Source organism: Streptomyces sp. NPDC051104 (assembly GCF_040682835.1).
GTDB lineage: Bacteria > Actinomycetota > Actinomycetes > Streptomycetales > Streptomycetaceae > Streptomyces > Streptomyces cynarae.
This window is the reverse complement of record NZ_JBFBBS010000069.1, coordinates 1-17,113: the sequence shown is the minus strand read 5'-3', so window position 1 is coordinate 17,113 and position 17,113 is coordinate 1. Positions and strand designations below refer to the sequence as shown.

Below are 17,113 nucleotides of genomic sequence, written 5' to 3'. Positions count from 1 at the left end.
CGACCGCGACCACCTCCTGCACTGGTCCGCCTGGCGCCGTCACCACCAATACCAGGCCGCCGAAGCCCACCGGAGATGGAACAACATCACCGCCAGCGAAACGACCTGACCAGCCGCGATGCCCTACCGATCAAGGAACTACAGCTGCCGTGTCAGTGCGCGTGCGCTGATGAGGGGCTGGTGGGCGCGTGCGATGGGTGTGTGGCCAGTTGCCAGGAGCCGCCGAACTTCTGCCACGGTGAGGGGCGCGAGGCAGGAACCGTTTCTGCTGCCCCTTTTGCCGCGGCGTCGGCGGCCATGACGGTCAGGAAGGCGTGCGCCAGTATGGCCAGGGTGATGTGCCGCATCCAGCCGGTGTAGCGGCGGACTTCGTACTGGTCGAGGCCGCATTCGTTCTTCGCGGCCTGGAAGGCTTCCTCGATGGCCCAGCGCATCCCGGCGACGCGCACCAGGTGGTCGACCGTGGTGCCGAGCGGTGCGTAGGCGAGGTAGTAGGCGATCTCCTCGGGCTTGCTGATGCTGCGGCGTGCCAGGGCCCACCGCTGGTGGGTGGGCATCTCACGGTCGAGGTCCTCGATGGACGTGATCTGCAGGGCGGCCCAGTGGTAGACGCGCGGGCCCTTCGCGCCGTCACCGCACGAACGTCTCTCCCATGCCTCGTCGGGTGCCTGGGCGAAGAGGTGATCGATGCGTCCGAAGTGCGGCACCTGCTGGGACTTGGGGACGGCTAGCACATATCCCAGGCCGGTCTCCTCCAGCATGCGGCGCAGCCGCCACTCCTGGCCGTAGGCGGCGTCCGCGGTCACCCAGGCGATCGGAAGCGGTGAGGCGATCGCCCGCAGCACCATGGTCTTGGCCAGTTCGGGCTTGGTGGCGAAGGCCCGCTCGTTGGGGATGTGGGCGGCGCGGCAGCGGTCGCGGTCGTCGGTCCAGGACTTGGGCAGATACAACTCCCGGTCCACCAGGGCGCGTTCACGTGTGGTGGCGTAGGCGGCGAACACTCCGATCTGGCAGTTCTCGGTACGGCCGGCGGTGCCGGAGTACTGCGCTGCACGCCGGCCGAGGTGGTGCCCTTCTTGAGGAAGCCAGTGTCGTCGAGGATGAGAATGCCGTCGGGCTCGCCGAGCCGTTCGGCTACGTAGTGCTGGAGGTCGTCGCGGATCTCGTCGGCGTCCCAGCGGGCGCCGTTGAGGAGCCGCTGGAGGCGGTCGGGTGTGCGGTGTCCGGCGTATTCGGCCAGCTGCCAGCCGTTCTTGCGGCCGACTGGGCCCAGCAGTCCGCGGATGTAGTCACGCATCCTGCGACGAGGTTCGACACGCTTGAAGCGGTGGCCGGTACGCAGGAAAAGTTCCTCGAGCTCGTCGTTCCAGATCTCAACTGCACGCTCGTCGATCACGCCGGGAGGCTGCCCGGAGCGCTGCCACTATCAGCGGCGGCTGCACACGATCGAGGGGCTGCCCGGGAAAGAGAACACCGGCCGTCAATCAACCCACTACACTCACCCAAACCGCCTCTGAACAGGGAAAACGTCAAAGTGCTGCTGGAGTATTAGTGCGCTTTTACCTGGGGTTTTCCTGGGCTGCCGCACGCGTGCGGCACATCAGGGCCACGCGCCGCGGTGACCGGAACCGTGTGGCCGAGCGGCACCAGCCGGTGTAGCGTCGTAATCAGCAGTCGTGGTTCCGAAGTCCGTTCGCCCGTGATCGCAATCGCGGGCGTTTTTGCTGTTTAACGCCTCTCCGGACCAGGGCGAGCATCTCCGGATCCCGCACGGTGCGGGACCCGATACGAGTCCCTTCGAAGGAGACAGGCACATGGCCAAGGGCACTGTGAAGTGGTTCAACGCGGAAAAGGGCTTCGGCTTCATCGAGCAGGAAGGCGGCGGCCCGGACGTCTTCGCCCACTACTCGAACATCGCCGCCCAGGGCTTCCGCGAGCTCCGCGAGGGTCAGAAGGTCGAGTTCGACGTTACGCAGGGCCAGAAGGGCCCGCAGGCGGAGAACATCCGCCCCCTGTAACGCTGCCCGCAAGAGGCCTCGGCCGGGATGCACCTACCGGCCGGGGCTCATCGGCCCCACTCGTCCGTAGAGACGGGTAGCGGAGGTCAGTTAGGTGTTGTCGGGGGCCGTGGTCTCCTCGAGCCGCTCGTCATGCAGCAGTTCCCACCACACGCCATCCACATCCCGGAAGCGGGCGACTGGCCTAGCCGCCATCAGTAGCGTGTCCACAAAACGGGGAGATGTGAAGACTGCCTGCTGCCCCCTGCCCAGAACGGCGACGTCACCTCCGCCAGTTCGTTCGCTGGTCTGCACCCATCGCGGAGGCTCACCAGCGAAGCCATCGTCAGGTCGTAAATAGGGGCGTCGCTGTCGTTACGCATGATGGCGATCCAGTGGTCGGCGCCGACCAGCTATGGTCAGCTGGTGCTTGGGGTGCCGCCGCCGCGGTGTTCGTGGAGTGCTTGGAGGATGCACGCCCGGAGTTCGTCCTGGGCGTTGTCGGCGTTGGCTGCGGGGGTGTCGAGGAGCGGGCTGAGGCGGCCGTGCAGCGCTTCGAGACCGATGAGCGCGTCGAGGCTTTGCAGGGTGTCATTGTCGATGACGGGGAATGGCGCCCGGTCGGGCGGGAGGAGTACGGCGAGGAGGCCGAGCGGGGTCCATGCCTCGTCGAGCCGCTGGTTGATCCAGGCCCGGATGGCCTCGGGTTCGGTGTGGCGCCATGCCCAGATGAGGGTGATCTCCGGCTCGGTGACTTCGTCGACGGGACGGCGTGCGGCTATGGCGAGGTGCCGTGCGATCTCGTGGCTGATCAGTGAGCGGGCCTCACCTATCCAGTCGAGGGTGGCTGCTGCCTGCGTGTGGTCCGGGCTGGCGGAGTCGTTGCGGCTGGTGACGCGTTGGAGGGTGCGAGCAGCCAGGAGGGCTCCGTCAGAGGTCTCGGCCATGGTCTTGAGAATCGCGGGCCGTTCGGGCTCGGCAAGGTCGGTCAGGAGGTCTTTCGCGATGATGTCCATGGCGCGGTCCGCGGTGAACAGGCCGAGGGCACCTTGAGGAGTGGCGGTGAGGTGGCCGTAGTGCGGGGCTGCGGCTTTTTCGCCCCAGTCGACCTGGGCCTGGGCGCCAGGGATCACTTCGAAGCGGCGGTGCATGCCGGCCAGTCCCCGCGGCGTGATGCCGAGTTCCTCCGCGATCCTGGGGCGGGCTTCCTGGACATAGAGCTTGACGCGCTGGTAGTTGCCGGTGAACCCGTAATCCCTGACCAGCCGTTCGTGGATGACAGTGGCCTTCATCCGGATCTCGGCCCGCAGCATCGAGTCGATCAGCGGCGCGAACTCGTCGACCATCCGCTGCTGGTGCCGTCCGTTCGACGTCCGCCGCGGAGGCGACGCCGGCCCCTTGGCAGCGAGGTACTTTCGGACCGTCTTACGGTCCAGCCCGGTCTCCCGAGCGATCTCCGACAGGCTCATCGCCCCGGACTCGAACAGGCCGCGAAAACGTCGCAGTTCCAACCAGCGATGCGGATCCAAAACCATCGTCAGCCGTCCTCTGCCGCCCCACACCGACCAAGCAGCAGAGTGCCCACTACCGATCCTCAGCGCGTCAGAAACTGGCCCCGTTCATCCGTACGTGGGTGGGGACGTTCACGTGTACGCCGACAGTTTGGTAACCGGTCAGGAGCTTGAGCGGGCCGGTGTTGGTCACGTCCAGGGCCCGTTCCAGGGCGGGGAAGATGCTCAGCAGGCTGCCGCGCAGGCGGTTGACGACGCGGGTGCGGTCCTCGACCAGGTCGGCCCGGCGTCCTGTCAGCAGCTTAAGCTCGACAGCCGTCTCGTCGCCGGGGTGGATGGGGCGCAGGTCGCGGCGCATCCTGGCCTGGTCGGCGATGACGTAGGCGTCGCGGGCGTCGGTCTTGCCGTCGCCGCGGTAGCCGTCGGAGGCCCGGTTGACCAGGCGGCCGGGGATGTAAAGGACCTCTTGGCCGTGGTTGAGCAGCAGGGCCAGGAGCAGCGTGGGTTCCCCACCGGTCATGTCGATGGCCCAGGTGACCTCGCAGCCGTCGGCCAGGTCCAGGACGTCACCGATCAGCTTCAGCAGCTCGGGCTCGTCGTTGGCGACCCGCCGCGACAGCAGCGTTTTGCCGTCGGCATCCAGTGCGAGGCCGTGATGGTGGCCCTTGCCGCTGTCGATCCCCGCCCATATCCGGCTCATCGTGCTCCTGACGTGCTTGTTCGTGCTGTGCGTGCCACGGACGACCTCGCCGGCATTGCTCTACGCAGCGACAAATTCGCACTTCCTAATTGGCGGCCGAGTCGTCGTGGGGTGCCGGGCGGCGAAGCCTCGTGAGCCATGAGACGGCAGCGGGCTGAAAGCCACACCCGTCACCCCTGGGCGTCCCCACCCTACGAATGGGAGGACCAACCCGATCAAGAAGGTAGAGCGGGCTGACCACCAAAGTGCACCTCGCCTGCGACGGCAAGGGCCGCCCGCTCGCGATCCTTGTGACACCGGGCCAGCACCACGACAGCGTCTGCGCACGCCCTCTTCTGCAACGCATCCGCGTTGCCCCGCTCCGGTCCGGGTCGATCACGCTGAAGGCCTGATCGCGTCATCGCTGACAAGGCCTACAGCTCCCGTGGCTTCCGGGCCTACCTGCGCCACCGCGGCATTGCACATACCATCCAGGAGAAGACCGACCAGCGACGGCACCACCTGGGCCGAGGCCGGCACGGTGGCAGACCACCAAGATTCGAGCGGGAGGTCTACCGCCGGCGCAACATCGTCGAGCGCTGCTTTAACCGACTCAAGGGCTTCCGCGACAACGCGACGCGATACGAGAAGACCGCCACCTCCTACCAAGCGGCGGTCACACTCGCGTCCTTCCTGCTCTGGGCAAGATCCGTTTGAAGACGGACCCTAGTACTCCAGCAGCACTTTGACGTTTTCCCTGTTCAGGGGCGGTTTGGGTGAGTGTAGTGGGGTGATTGACGGCCCGTGTTCTCTTTTCCGGGCCGCCCCTCGATCGTGTGCAGCCGCCGCTGATAGTGGCAGCGGCGGGCGACGGCTTGGCGTCGTCGTCGCCAGTGTGACCATCTGCGGGCGTCCGCGTCATCGGCGGCCATGACGGCCAGGAAGGCGTGCGGAGGAAGGCCCGGCCTTCTACCTCGGCTTGCGCATCGGCGACACCGACCTCGGGCTGGTGGCCAAGACAAACCTGGGGACCGGGGCGGCACCGCGGATCCTGCTCAGTATCGGTGTCGACGACGTCGATGAGACGCTCGGCCGGGTGGAGGCTCTGGGCGGCTCGGTCCGCAGCGGCCCCAACGACATGCCGTGGGGACAGCGCGTCGCGCACATCTGGGAGTATCAAAGTTGACACACCCGAAGAGACCGCACCCCCCGGCCAGGTGCGGGGGGTGCGGGTGGTGACCGTGCCCGCGGGTGTCAGGGGGTCGCGGGGGTGGTCACGGCGGTGAGCAGGGCCAGGGGGGCGGCGGCGGCCCAGGCCTGCGGGGAGCAGGAGTGCGGGTAGGGTACGGGGTCGGGGCGCAGGGTGCGGTCGTAGCCGGCCATGACCTCTGGGAGCCGCCAGCCGTGCGCGCGGGCGGCGTCGGTGAGGGCGTCGGCGACGGCGGCGGCCTCCTCGGCGAGGCCGGTGCGCGCCAGGCCCATGGCGATCACCGCGTTGTCGTGCGGCCAGATGCTGCCGCGGTGGTAGGACAGCGGGTGGTAGGCCGGCTGTCCGGCGGCCAGGGTGCGGATGCCCCAGCCGGAGAAGAAGTCCGGTTCCATCAGCCGCCGTCCGGTGCGCCGGGCGCGGTCCTCGTCGAGGATCCCGGACCACAGCAGGTGGCCAGCGTCGGAGGCGAGGGCGTCGGCGGGGCGGCCGTCGCCGTCGAGGGCGAGCGCGGGGAAGTCCGGGCCGTCCAGCCAGAAGTGGTCGGCGAACCGCTCGCGCAGCGCCGCCGCCCGTTCCTCCAGGTCGGCCGCGTACGTCGGGTCGCCCCATATCCGCCGGGCCAGGTCGGCGGCGCGGCGCAGCGCGTCGTAGGCGTAGCCCTGGGCTTCGGCGACCGCGATGGCGCCGGTGGCTTGGACGCCGTCGGCGGTGCAGATTGCGCCGGCGGAGTCCTTCCAGTTCTGGTTGGCCAGACCACCGGAGGCGGCGTCGGAGGTGTAGACGAGCCAGCCGTCGCCGTCGAGACCGCCGTCGCCCAGCATCCAGGCGACGGCCGCGCGGGCGTGCGGCTCCAGGCGCCGGGTGAGCGCGTCGTCACCGGTGGCCTGCTCGTGTGCGTGCAGCAGGACGAGGAAGAGCGGCGTGGCGTCGACCGATCCGTAGTACCGACCGTAGGGTACCTGCCGGAAGTGAGCGAGTTCGCCGTGCCGGGTCTCGTGCGGGATGCGGCCGGGCTGCTCCAGGCCCTCGGCCCGGTACTCGGTGCCTTGCGCGGCGGCCAGCGCGGACAGGGTGGCGGCAGCCAGGGCGGGGCGGTAGGGCAGGGCGAAGAGCGAGGTCAGCAGGGAGTCGCGGCCGAATAGGGTGAGGAACCAGGGGGTGCCGGCGCCGGGTACCAGTACCTGGACGCCGTCCACTCCGGGTGCGGGGACGAGCAGTCCAGCAAGGTCGCGCAGCCCGGCCTCGGCGGCGCGCACGAGGTCGGGGCGGTCGGCTGCGGCCGGGCGAGGTGCGGCGGCGGCGAACTCCTGCGTCTCCTGGGCGATTCGGGCCCGGACTGCGGCAACTGGCGCCGCGGGGTCCGGGTCCGGACCGTGCGCGGCGAACGCCCGTGCGGACAGTCGCAGTTCGCGGCTGCCGTGCGGGGGCAAAGCGAGCCGCCAGACGAAGGTCCGCAGGGGGGCGTCCGGGCCGCCGGAGCCGGCCGGGCCCGCGCCGGCGTCCGGGCCGCCTGAGGCAGCCTCGCGGATTTCGTCCGGCGCCGGGGCCGCGGTGATTTTGGTGCGGGCGTGCCAGTCGTCGCCGCGCCGGTAGCCGAACTCGGCGCCGCAGGGGATCTCCCGGGCGGTGTGGACGGCGTCCGGCTTGGCGTAGTGGCGTCCGTCGGAACGCAGTTCGAACTGGTCGGCAAAGTCAGCGCCGCAGGTCAGTTCCAGGACCACCGTGGCGGGCTCGCCGGTGTTGTTGACGATCCGGACCGTCTCGGCCAGTAGCCCGGCGCCGACCGCCTGGTCGCGCAGCACGGTGAAGGCGGCGGGCTCGTCGCGGGTGCCGGGCGGCACGAGGACCGCGCCGTCCGGACCGGAGGTCAGCATGGCCAGTTCCCGGCCCCGTGCTGTGAGCGTCCAGCGACCGACGTGCCGGGCGTCCCGTGTGAACAGCCCGTCCGGGGAGGATCCGCGGCTGCCGGTGATGTCGCCTGCGGGGGTGACCGCGGCGAAGGTGCCGCGGTGTGCGAGCAGTCGGTGGGCGCCGGTCATCGTTCCTCCTTGGGTCCGGTGGCCAGCAGGTCTAGCGCCAGGCTCGCGGTCCAGCTGAAGTCGCGCACGCCGCGGCCGGCCCCAGTGTGCGGGTCGAGGTACTCGGCGAAGCCGGTGGCGGCGGCGTCGCGCAGGATGCCCTGGCGCAGCCGGTCCGCGGCCCCGTCCGCGCCGACCGCGCGCAGCCCGCGGTGCAGCATCCAGGCGGTGTTGAACCAGCTGGGCCCGCGCCAGTAGCGGTTGGGATCGAATTCAGGGCCGGTCAGGTCGTAAGAGGGCACGAGGTGCACCTCGCCGAGCCGGAAGTGCTCGCCGGAGGTAGCCTCCAGCAGGGCGTTTACCTGGTCGGCTGGGAGGCCGGGGACGATCAGCGGCAGCAGCCCGGTGACGCCGCGCACCGGCACGAGGGTGTCGTCGTGCAGGTCGCGGGCGCTGAACATGCCGAGGTCGGGGTTCCACAGGCGGGTGGACAGCGCCCGGGTGAGGGCGGCGGCGCGGGCGCGGGCCGGGCCGGGGTCGGCGCCGGTCTGCTCCGCGATGCCGGCGAGCGCGTGCTCGGCGGCGATCAGCAGGGCGTTGAACCCGGGGTCCTCGACGGCGAAGGCGAACTCGGTCTTCGTGTCGTCGTAGCCAGCGTCCCGGTAGTCGCGGGCCAGCCGCACGTAGCGGGCGTAGTCGAGGTCGGTGGGCCGGTCGGCGGCGGCCGAGTGGTCGAGGTCGGCGCGGCGGAATGAGCAGGCCTCGGCGGGGACGACGCGGTGCAGTGCGGTGTCCCAGGCTGGGCTGTTGTCCAGGCCGGGCTCCCATGGGTGCACGACGGCGGCCAGGCCGTGCCCGCCGAGGTCGCGGCGTTCGGCGAGGTAGCGGTGCCAGGCTTCCAGCCGCGGGTGGAGCCGGGCGAGGAAGCCGCGGCGGGCGGATTCGGCGGGGTCGGCCTCGTGCACCAGGGCGGCGGCCAGCGCGTGCACCGGCGGCTGGATGATGCCGGAGGTGAGCGGCGCGGCGGGTGCCCCGGCGGCGGCCCCGGCGGTGGCGGAGCGCCAGAAGTCCGAGCCGGGGAAGTACTGCCCGGCGGGCACGCAGGGGTTGAAGACGATGTGCGGGACCCTGCCGTCCGCCCACTGCGCGCTCATCAGCGACTCCAGCTCCCGCTGGGCGCGGCGCGGCGAGAGGTGCCGCAGGCCGATGGCGATGAAGGCCGAGTCCCAGCTCCACTGGTGGGGGTAGAGGGAGCGGGAGGGCACGGTGCCGGTGCCGGTCCAGTTGGTGAACAGCACCCGCAGGGCGGCGGCCCGCAGCGGCCGGGCGGCGGTGGTGTCGGCCACGGGCGCGGCGTCGAGGAGGGCCGTCATGCGGCGGCCCGGCGCAGGAACCCGGGGATCGAGCGGACGGCTTGGTCCGGGTCGCCGGTCAGCCGGCATTCGGCGGCGAGCCAGCCTTCGTACCCGGCCGCCTGCAGGGCGCCGAGCCAGGCGGGCCAGTCGAGGTGGCCGGCGCCGGGCTGGAAGCGGTTGGAGTCGGACACCTGGGCGTGGCCGATGACGTCGGCATGGGCGACGATCGCGGCGGCGGGGTCGGTCTCCTCGATGTTCATGTGGTAGCTGTCGATGCCGATGCGCACCGAGTCCAGGCCGGTGGCGCGGATCAGGTCGGCGGCCTGCTCCAGGCGGTTGACCATGTGGTCCTCGTACCGGTTGAGGGGTTCGAGGAAGAGGGTGACGCCCTCGGCGCGGGCGTGCTCGCCGAGTTCGGCCAGGCCGGCCAGGAGTACCTCGCGGTCGGCCTCCTCCGAGCGCGGGGGATCGAAGGGGGGCAGGCGGCGGGAGAACATGCCGTAGCTGGCGGGGGTCTGGGCGCCGAGGCCGCCGAGTTCGGCGATCACCGACAGCTGGGACTTCATCTGGACGACCGCGTCGCGGCGCAGGTCCTCGTCGAAGGCGCCGAGGAAGTGCAGCATGTCGACGCAGACGGTGGGCATGACGACGCCGTCGGCGAGGGCGCGCTTGAGTTCGGGGAGCCGGTCGCGGAAGGACAGGTCGCCCTTGCCGCGCAGTTCGATGCCGTCGTACCCGGCCGCGGTGGCGTACTCCCACTTGGCCTGGAGGGTCTCGCCGGGCAGCAGCTGCTCCTGGCACGCGATCTTGAGCATGGGGGTGGTGGGCCTTTCGGTGTGGCGCGCGAGGGGCGGGGGTCAGAATTCCAGGACGACCTGGAGCGCCTCGGCGGGCCGCTCGTCGAGCAGGGCGTAGGCGTCGGCGGCCTCGGCGACCGGGACGGTGTGGCTGACCAGGGAGCGCACGTCGACCCGGCCCTCGGCGACCAGCCGCAGGAAGGTGCGCTGGAGGCGCTCGACGGTCCAGCGGTGGGAGAGCTGCGGGGGGACGCCGCCGATCTGCGAGCAGACGATCTGCACGCGGTTGTGGTGGAACTCGTCCCCGAGCCGCAGGCCGATCCCGTCGCCCTGGTAGAAGCCGGAGGCGACGACGCGGCCGCCGACGGTGACCGAGCGGATGGCGTCGTGCAGGGCGGGGTGGACACCGGAGATCTCGATGGCGACGTCCGCGCCGCGGCCGTCGGTGTGCTCGCGCAGCGTCTCGGCGACGTTCCCGCAGCGGGCGTTGACGGTGTGCACGGCGCCCCAAGCGCGGGCGGTCTTCAGGCGGGCGTCGATGGCGTCGACGGCGGTGACCCGGGCGCCGTTGAGGGCGGCGAGCCGGGTGGTGATCAGGCCGATGACGCCCTGGCCGAAGACGGCGACGTCCTCGCCGAGGTGGATGTCGGCGGCGAGGACGGCGTTGTATGCGATGGCGCCGACCCGGGCGAAGGCGCCGGCCAGCGGTTCGAGGCCGGCGGGCAGGGTGTGGCCGACCATCCGCTCGACCGGCACGACGCCTTCGCTGCGGTGGCCCCAGATGCCCCAGACCAGGTCGCCGACGGAGGGCAGGCCGGGGGTGCCGGCCAGTTCCGGTGAGACTTCCGTCACTTCGCCGACCTCGGAGTACCCCCAGCCGGCGACCGGGTAGCTGATGCCGGCCACGTCGTCGCGGAAGAGCCGGGCCTCCGGGTCCCAAGTGCGGGTCAGGTACGGGTTGGTGCCGCGGTAGGCGGTCAGTTCGGTGCCTGCGGAGATGCCCGAGTAGCGGGTGCGGACCCGCAGGTGGCCGGGGGGCAGGGGCTCGGAGGCGACGTCGGCGACCTCCACCTGGCGGGGACCGGCGAACTGGACGATGCGTTCCACAGTGACTCCGAACCTGCGCTGTTACGTGCAATATTTCGCCAGATGACCCTGACTCATGTCGAAGATATCCGAGACTTAAGTCTTGTCAAGAAGCAAAAGTGGTGCTCTCATGCAACACGTCGTTAACGCAAGGCCCAAGCACGGCATGCAAGTGAGGACGGTTCAACGCATGGGGTCGCTCAGGACGAGAAGTCTTTCGGTGGGCATCGCCGCCGCGCTCGGCGCGGGGCTACTGGCCGGCTGCTCCGGTGGCGGGAGCTCCTCCGCCCACTCGGGCAAGTCCATCACGGTATGGACCGAGGAGAACGCCACCGACCGGATGGCCAAGCAGCGCGCCCTGGCCGCCGAGTTCACCAAGGAGACCGGCATCAAGGTCACCCTGGTCGGCATCGACGAGGACCAGCTCCCCCAGCAGGTCGAGGCCTCCGCCGCGGCCGGCAAGCTGCCCGACGTCATGGGCGGCATCCCGCTGGCCCAGCTGTGGCAGATGTACTCCAACGGCCTGGTCAACACCGACGCCGCCGCGGCGGTGCTGAAGAACCTCGGGAAGTCCACGTTCAACGCCAACGCCCTGAAGCTCGCCAGCGACAAGGGCAAGCCGCTGGCGGTTCCCAGCGACTCCTGGCAGCAGGTCCTGGTCTACCGCAAGGACCTGTTCGCCAAGGCCCACCTGGCCGCGCCGGACACCTACGCGGCCATCCTCAAGGCCGCGCAGACCCTCGGCAAGGGGTCGATGAACGGCATCTCGGTCTCCACCGACCCCAAGGACGTCTTCACCCAGCAGTCCTTCGAGGACATCGCGGTCGCCAACGGCTGCCAGATGGTCGACGCCTCCGGGACCGTGCAGCTCGCCAGCCCGGCCTGCAAGACCGCGTTCGACACGTACGCGAAGCTCGCGGCCACCGGTCCCGACGGCACCCAGACCGTGGACACCACCCGCGCCACCTACCAGGCCGGCCAGTCCTCCATGGTCCTCTGGTCCACCTACCTGCTCGACTCGCTGGCCGGCCTGCGCGACGACGTGCTGCCCAACTGCCCGCAGTGCAAGAGCGACCGGTCCTTCCTGTCGAAGAACTCCGGCATCGTCACCGCGATCAAGGGCCCCAACGGCAGCGCCCCGGCGCAGTTCGGTGAGATCTCCTCCTGGACGATCACCCAGGCCGCCAACGCCCCCGCCGCCCAGAAGTTCGTCGAGTTCATGATGAACGCCGGCTACGAGAAGTGGATCGGCATGGAGCCGGAGGGCAAGATCCCGGTCCGCACCGGCACCACCGCCGACCCGAAGAAGTACGTCAACGACTGGTACGGCATGAAGATCGGCGTCAGCCGCTTCGCGCCGATGGACAGCCTCTTCCCGAAGCCGTTCCTCAACACTCTGCTCGCCGGCGTCTCCAACATGCAGCGCTGGGGCATCACCCAGGGCCAGGGTGCCCTGGTCGGCGCCACCGAGGGCACCCTGCCGGTGCCGAAGGCGATCGGCGCGATCACCGGCGGCGACCACCTGGCCCCGGCGGCCGGCGCCCAGCAGGCCGCTGACGCGGTCAGCGCCCTGAAGAAGACGCTGCACTGACCGACCGGACCACCGTCGCCACGAAGAAAGCACGCACATGAGCACATCCACCGGCGGAAACCGCTGCCGGAAGTCGCCGCTGGAGGTCCAGCAGAACCGGGCGGGGCTGGCGTTCGTCTCGCCGACCCTCCTGGTGGTCCTGGTGATCGTCATCATCCCGATCCTGTGGACCGTCCTGCTGTCCTTCCAGCGGGCCAGACTCATCGACCTGCAGAACATGAGCCTGTTCGGCAACTGGACGACAGCCAACTTCGTCCAGGTCTTCACCCAGCCGGGGTTCTGGTCCGCGCTGTGGACGACCCTCGTCTACACCGTGGGCGGCACCCTGGGGTCGATCGTGCTCGGTCTGATCGCCGCCCTGGCCCTGCGCCGCCCCTTCCGGGGCCGGGGCTTGGTGCGTGGCACCATGCTGCTGCCCTACGTGGCACCGGTGGTCGCGGCCACCTACGTGTGGGAGACCGCGCTCTCTCCGCAGACCGGCATCGTCAACTACTGGGGACAGCACCTGTTCGGCTGGCACAAGCCGATCGCGTTCCTGTCCACCAGCAACTACCCGGTCGACCTGCTCGGCTGGCACGTCCATCTGCCGATGGCCCTGCTGACGGTCATCGCCTTCGAGACCTGGCGCTACTTCCCGTTCGCCTTCCTCTTCCTGCTCGCCCGGCTCCAGGCGGTACCGGCCGGCATCGAGGAGGCGGCCACCGTGGACGGCGCCACCCTCACCCAGCGGTTCCGATACATCCTGCTGCCGCAGCTGATGCCGGTGATCGCGCTGCTGTCGGTGCTGCGCTTCATCATGACGTTCAACAAGTTCGACGACGTCTACCTGCTGACCGGCGGCAACTCCGGCACCGACGTGGTGCCCGTGCGGGTCTACGACTTCCTGACCGCCAGCTACGACGTCGGCTCGGCCGCCGCCCAGTCTCTGGTGCTCGCCGCCATCCTCATGGTGCTGCTCGGGGTGTACTTCAAGGTCTTCGCCAAGCGCGTGCAGGAGGAGGAAGCATGACCCGCGCCCGGTTCGAGGAACGCCTCTTCGGCGTCCTGCGCTACGTGGTCATCGCCGGCCTGCTGCTGGTCACCGTCGCGCCGTTCTACTACATGGTGATGCTCTCCTTCCGCTCCACCGGCTCTCTGCTACTGCACCCGGGTGCACTGTGGCCGCAGGCCAAAGAGATCACCGTCAAGACCTACGAGACCGTCCTGAAGTCCACCGACTCCGGCGGCGACGGCCTGCTGGGCATGCTGCGCAACTCCGCGCTGGTCTCACTCGGCACCGTCGTGCTCACGCTGGCCGCCGCGGTGCCCGGCGCCTGGGCGATCAGCCGGCTGAAGTTCGCCGGCAGCCGGCAGATATCCGCCGTCTTCCTCGCCGTCTACCTCTTCCCGGCGACGCTGCTGGCCGTCCCGCTGTTCGTGATGTTCTCCCGGATGGGCATGCAGGGCTCCCTGCTGGGCCTGGCCATCGTCTACATCGCGCAGACCGTGCCCGTCTCCATCTACATGCTGCGCAACTACTTCACCACCGTGCCGGTCAGCATCGAGGAGGCCGCCGCTCTCGACGGCTGCTCGCGGCTCACCATCCTGCGCAAGGTGGTGCTGCCGCTCGCCGCGCCCTCCCTGATGGCCACCGGGCTGTACGTCTTTATGATCGCCTGGAACGAGTTCCTCTTCGCCAGCCTGTTCCTGACCGCCACCCCCGACAAGTGGACGGTCTCCCTCGGCCTGAAGCTGATGAACAACGCCATCCAGGTGCCGCCCACCGTCCTGATGGCGGGGTCTGTGGTGCTGACCGTGCCCGTGATACTGCTTTTCTACGCCGCCCAGCGGTTCCTGACGGAGGGACTGACCACCGGCGCGGACAAGAGCTGACCCCCTGTCACCCCCGCCGCAACCGGCGGACGCCTCAAGGAGACCGATCGGATGGCATCGCCCCGGAGCACCGCCGGACACCTGCTGGAGCTCATCCGCACCGGGCAGGCCCGCACCCGTGGCGAGCTGCAGACCCTCACCGGTCTGTCGCGGTCCACCGTCGGGCACCGACTCGACCAGCTCTTCGCCGCCGGATGGCTGGCCGCCACCCCCGGCCAGCTGTCCACCGGCGGCCGGCCCTCGGTGCTGCTCACCTTCGACCCCGGCCACGCCGTCGTCCTCGCCGCCGACCTGGAGACGACCCACGCCCGGGCCGCCGTCCTCGACCTAGCCGGCACCGTACTGGCTGAACGCACCGGAACGCTGCGGATTGCCGACGGCCCCGAGGCCGCGCTCGACCGGCTCGCCGCCTGGTACGGACCGCTGCTGGCGCAGGCCGGCCGGGGCGTGGACGCGGTCTGCGGTCTGGGGCTGTCGGTGCCCGGCCCGGTCGAGTTCGACACCGGCCTGGTGGTACGCCCGCCGATCATGCCGGGCTGGGACGGCTACCCCGTCCGCGAACGGCTGCGGCAGGCGCTCACCGAGCACGCCGGCACCCCCGCCGAACTGCCCGTGCTCGCCGACAACGACGCCAATCTGATGGCGCTGGGCGAGCAGCGCAACAGCTTCCCCGATTGCAGCACCTTCCTGCTGGTGAAGGTCTCCACCGGTATAGGAGCCGGCGTCGTCATCGACGGCCGGGTGCTGCGCGGCGTCGACGGCGGCGCCGGCGACCTCGGGCATATCCGGCTGCACGACGCCTCCGACGCGCTGTGCGCCTGCGGCAGTTACGGCTGCATGGCCGCCGTCGCCTCCGGCCGGGCGGTCGCCGGACAGCTCGCCGCCCTCGGGATGCCCGCCGAGTCCGGCACCGACGTACGCGCCGCCCTCGACGACGGCCACCCCGACGCGGTGCGGCTCGCCCGCGAGGCCGGCCAGCGCTGCGGCGAGGTGCTGGCGACCGCGGTCACACTGCTCAACCCCGGCGTGCTGATGATCGCCGGCGACCTCGCCGAAACCCACTTCCTGACCGGGGTGCGCGAACTCCTCTACCAGCGCGCGCTGCCCCGGGCCACCCGCAACCTCCAGATCGTCACCTCCCGGCTCGGCGACCACGCCGCGCTGTGCGGCGCCGCGGCCATGCTCGTCGAGCACCTGTACTCCCCCGAGCAGGCCGACGAACGGCTCGCCGCGCTCGCGGAGGCCTGACGACGCCACCTCTCGCCAGGAGCACCGCCATGACCAGCACCCCCGCCCCCGTCGCCGTCGGTCTGATCGGCGCCGGGCCATGGGCCCGCACCATGCACGCCCGCATGCTGGCCGCCGGACCCGAGACCCGGCTCGCCGCCGTGTGGGCCCGCCGACCGGAAGCCGCCGCGGAGGTCACCGCGCCGTACGGCGCGCCCGTGGCCGGCAGCGTGGAGGAACTCCTCGACTCCTGCGAGGCGGTGGCCTTCGCCGTCCCCCCGCACGTGCAGGCGCCGCTGGCGGTGCGGGCGGCGGCGGCCGGCAAGGCGCTGCTGCTGGAGAAGCCGCTCGGCGGCGACCTGGCCGCCGCCCGGCAGGTCGCCGCGGCGGTCGCCGAGCATGGCGTGGTCTCCCAGATGGTGCTCACCAAGCGCTACCACCCCAGCACCCGCGAGTTCCTGGCCCGGGCCGCCCGCACCGAGGTGCTCGGCGCCCGCTCCTGCTACCTGCACGGGGCGTTCCTCTGCGGCGAAATGGCAACCGGCTGGCGGCTCGAGCAGGGCGCGCTGCCCGATCTCGGGCCGCACCTGCTGGATCTGCTCGACGCGGCGGTCGGCCCGATCGCCACCGTCCGGGCTCTCGGCGACTCCCGGCAGTGGATCGAGCTGACCTGCGAACACGAGAACGGCGCGGTCAGCCAGGCCTCGCTGTCCGGCCGCGTGCCGCTGGCACGGGGCCGCACGCAGGTCGAACTCTTCGGCCCCGACGGCGAGTTGACCTGGGACTCACGCGGCATCGACCACGAGGAGTGCTGGCCCATACTCCGGGCGGAATTCGCCGCGGCCGTACGGTCCGGGGTGCCCGGCGAGCTAGACGCCGCTCGAGGGCTGCGCCTGCAGGAGCTGCTAGCACAGGCCTCCGGGTGATCTTCTGATGCACCTCGCTGTCACGGGGACGCTACGCCATCCGGTACGGGTTGCACTGTGACCGGTCACACAACTCCCCCGCCTCTGAAGGGGCACGCCCCCCGCGCCCCGTTCGGGGCTCACATAGGCCTGGCCGCCGCCCACGACACGTGTGATTCCGGGTTGGTCGTTGGTGTCGCGGGGGTTACTTGAGCTGGTCACAAACCCCGTCGCAGACAGGCGTGCGTTTCCGCCCACGACGCAATCGTTTGCAGCGTGGCTACGGGGCTTGACCCCTGATCTTGGACACGGCTATGCGGCTTGGGCCAGGGTAGTTGATGTCGTGTCGAGTGCTGTCTCGTAGGCGATGGGACTGCGTTGTCCGAGGGTGGAGTGGCGGCGTCGGGTGTTGTAGCGGTGTAGCCAGCGGAACAGGTCGAGGCGGGCTTCGCGCTCGTCGGTCCAGGCCCTGCGGCCCTGGAGGGTCTCCCGTTTGCAGGTGGCGTTGAAGGACTCGGCGAGCGCGTTGTCCGCTGAACTGCCGACGGCGCTCATGCTCTGGATCACGCCCGCCCGGCGGCAGGCGTCGGCGAAGGCCCGGCTCGTGTACTGGGCGGATTCAATCGGTCGTTGCAACACCTCGTCCGCGGAGGTGTTGATGGGCAGGCCAGCAGGGTGGATGGCGGCGTTGACCGGGCGGTCGCCGATGAAGTCCCCGGGTGCGCCGGCGCTTCGACGGGAGGTCGAACGTCAGTTCTGGCGAGAGATCGCGAAGGGGCTGCTCGCCGAGGAGGCGGCAGCTGCAGTCGGCGTATCCCAGGCAGCGGGTTGCAGGTGGTTCCGGCACGGTGGCGGCATGCCACCG

The 17,113-nt window shown here is 70.4% G+C and carries 12 protein-coding genes and 6 pseudogenes; 10 read left to right on the top strand and 8 right to left on the bottom strand.

Features of this window, described 5'->3' with window-relative positions; all coding sequences use genetic code 11:
• Positions 1–152: 152 nt before the first annotated feature.
• A pseudogene (locus tag AB0N14_RS37885) lies at positions 153–1,297 on the bottom strand (IS701 family transposase).
• A gap of 517 nt (positions 1,298–1,814) precedes the next feature.
• On the opposite strand from AB0N14_RS37885, the gene AB0N14_RS37880 reads away from it, so the two are divergent.
• Complete coding sequence (locus AB0N14_RS37880; protein WP_366030256.1) at positions 1,815–2,018, top strand: cold-shock protein; 204 nt, start codon at positions 1,815–1,817, stop codon at positions 2,016–2,018.
• Positions 2,019–3,088: 1,070 nt separating this feature from the next.
• Here AB0N14_RS37880 and AB0N14_RS37875 read toward each other — a convergent pair.
• Together AB0N14_RS37875 and AB0N14_RS37870 are read right to left on the bottom strand one after the other, a co-directional pair.
• Positions 3,089–3,532: pseudogene (locus AB0N14_RS37875) on the bottom strand (IS21 family transposase); the annotation flags it as partial.
• A gap of 124 nt (positions 3,533–3,656) precedes the next feature.
• A pseudogene (locus AB0N14_RS37870) lies at positions 3,657–4,208 on the bottom strand (IS110 family transposase); the annotation flags it as partial.
• Between the two features lie 245 nt (positions 4,209–4,453).
• Here AB0N14_RS37870 and AB0N14_RS37865 point away from each other — a divergent pair.
• From AB0N14_RS37865 to AB0N14_RS37855, 3 genes and pseudogenes are all read left to right on the top strand, one after another.
• Positions 4,454–4,600 carry a hypothetical protein gene (locus tag AB0N14_RS37865; RefSeq protein ID WP_366030255.1) on the top strand — a complete coding sequence of 49 codons (147 nt, stop codon included), beginning with the start codon at positions 4,454–4,456 and terminating at the stop codon, positions 4,598–4,600.
• 7 nt (positions 4,601–4,607) lie between these two features.
• On the top strand, positions 4,608–4,904 hold the full coding sequence (locus tag AB0N14_RS37860) for a transposase (protein WP_366030257.1): 297 nt from the start codon (positions 4,608–4,610) through the stop codon (positions 4,902–4,904).
• A gap of 238 nt (positions 4,905–5,142) precedes the next feature.
• Positions 5,143–5,373, top strand: a pseudogene (locus tag AB0N14_RS37855) (VOC family protein); the annotation flags it as partial.
• Between the two features lie 68 nt (positions 5,374–5,441).
• On the opposite strand, the gene AB0N14_RS37850 reads toward AB0N14_RS37855, so the two are convergent.
• From AB0N14_RS37850 to AB0N14_RS37835, 4 genes are read right to left on the bottom strand one after another with little or no spacing between them, the layout of a single operon-like run.
• Positions 5,442–7,436 (bottom strand): glycogen debranching N-terminal domain-containing protein, encoded by a 1,995-nt coding sequence (locus AB0N14_RS37850; RefSeq protein ID WP_366030254.1) that lies wholly within the window; start codon positions 7,434–7,436, stop codon positions 5,442–5,444.
• Complete coding sequence (locus AB0N14_RS37845) at positions 7,433–8,788, bottom strand: trehalase family glycosidase (RefSeq protein ID WP_366030253.1); 1,356 nt, start codon at positions 8,786–8,788, stop codon at positions 7,433–7,435. Before AB0N14_RS37845 ends, AB0N14_RS37850 begins: the two co-directional genes overlap by 4 nt.
• On the bottom strand, positions 8,785–9,585 hold the full coding sequence (locus AB0N14_RS37840; protein ID WP_366030252.1) for a sugar phosphate isomerase/epimerase family protein: 801 nt from the start codon (positions 9,583–9,585) through the stop codon (positions 8,785–8,787). Before AB0N14_RS37840 ends, AB0N14_RS37845 begins: the two co-directional genes overlap by 4 nt.
• A 42-nt stretch (positions 9,586–9,627) precedes the next feature.
• Positions 9,628–10,674, bottom strand: coding sequence for a zinc-binding alcohol dehydrogenase (locus tag AB0N14_RS37835; RefSeq protein ID WP_366030251.1), 1,047 nt, complete (start codon positions 10,672–10,674; stop codon positions 9,628–9,630).
• 199 nt (positions 10,675–10,873) lie between these two features.
• On the opposite strand from AB0N14_RS37835, the gene AB0N14_RS37830 reads away from it, so the two are divergent.
• Genes AB0N14_RS37830 through AB0N14_RS37810 form a run of 5 tightly spaced genes read left to right on the top strand, consistent with a single transcriptional unit; the run spans position 10,874 to position 16,269 of the window.
• Positions 10,874–12,244, top strand: coding sequence for an extracellular solute-binding protein (locus AB0N14_RS37830; RefSeq protein ID WP_366030250.1), 1,371 nt, complete (start codon positions 10,874–10,876; stop codon positions 12,242–12,244).
• A 37-nt stretch (positions 12,245–12,281) separates the two neighbouring features.
• Complete coding sequence (locus tag AB0N14_RS37825; protein ID WP_366030249.1) at positions 12,282–13,253, top strand: sugar ABC transporter permease; 972 nt, start codon at positions 12,282–12,284, stop codon at positions 13,251–13,253.
• On the top strand, positions 13,250–14,116 hold the full coding sequence (locus AB0N14_RS37820) for a carbohydrate ABC transporter permease (RefSeq protein WP_366030248.1): 867 nt from the start codon (positions 13,250–13,252) through the stop codon (positions 14,114–14,116). The genes AB0N14_RS37825 and AB0N14_RS37820 overlap by 4 nt, the downstream gene beginning before the upstream one ends.
• Before the next feature lie 51 nt (positions 14,117–14,167).
• Positions 14,168–15,364, top strand: a complete 1,197-nt coding sequence (locus tag AB0N14_RS37815) for an ROK family protein (protein ID WP_366030247.1) — start codon at positions 14,168–14,170, stop codon at positions 15,362–15,364.
• Between the two features lie 29 nt (positions 15,365–15,393).
• Positions 15,394–16,269, top strand: a complete 876-nt coding sequence (locus tag AB0N14_RS37810) for a Gfo/Idh/MocA family oxidoreductase (protein WP_366030246.1) — start codon at positions 15,394–15,396, stop codon at positions 16,267–16,269.
• Between the two features lie 291 nt (positions 16,270–16,560).
• On the opposite strand, the pseudogene AB0N14_RS37805 reads toward AB0N14_RS37810, so the two are convergent.
• A pseudogene (locus tag AB0N14_RS37805) lies at positions 16,561–16,863 on the bottom strand (integrase core domain-containing protein); the annotation flags it as partial.
• A gap of 64 nt (positions 16,864–16,927) precedes the next feature.
• On the opposite strand from AB0N14_RS37805, the pseudogene AB0N14_RS37800 reads away from it, so the two are divergent.
• A pseudogene (locus AB0N14_RS37800) lies at positions 16,928–17,113 on the top strand (IS30 family transposase); the annotation flags it as partial.

Bases quoted from the DNA above. Each gene is read 5' to 3' on its own strand.
- AB0N14_RS37845 (WP_366030253.1), bottom strand. From the start codon at position 8,788: ATGACGGCCCTCCTCGACGCCGCGCCCGTGGCCGACACCACCGCCGCC.
- AB0N14_RS37815 (WP_366030247.1), top strand. From the start codon at position 14,168: ATGGCATCGCCCCGGAGCACCGCCGGACACCTGCTGGAGCTCATCCGC.
- AB0N14_RS37840 (WP_366030252.1), bottom strand. From the start codon at position 9,585: ATGCTCAAGATCGCGTGCCAGGAGCAGCTGCTGCCCGGCGAGACCCTC.
- AB0N14_RS37810 (WP_366030246.1), top strand. From the start codon at position 15,394: ATGACCAGCACCCCCGCCCCCGTCGCCGTCGGTCTGATCGGCGCCGGG.
- AB0N14_RS37850 (WP_366030254.1), bottom strand. From the start codon at position 7,436: ATGACCGGCGCCCACCGACTGCTCGCACACCGCGGCACCTTCGCCGCG.
- AB0N14_RS37820 (WP_366030248.1), top strand. From the start codon at position 13,250: ATGACCCGCGCCCGGTTCGAGGAACGCCTCTTCGGCGTCCTGCGCTAC.
- AB0N14_RS37880 (WP_366030256.1), top strand. From the start codon at position 1,815: ATGGCCAAGGGCACTGTGAAGTGGTTCAACGCGGAAAAGGGCTTCGGC.
- AB0N14_RS37825 (WP_366030249.1), top strand. From the start codon at position 12,282: ATGAGCACATCCACCGGCGGAAACCGCTGCCGGAAGTCGCCGCTGGAG.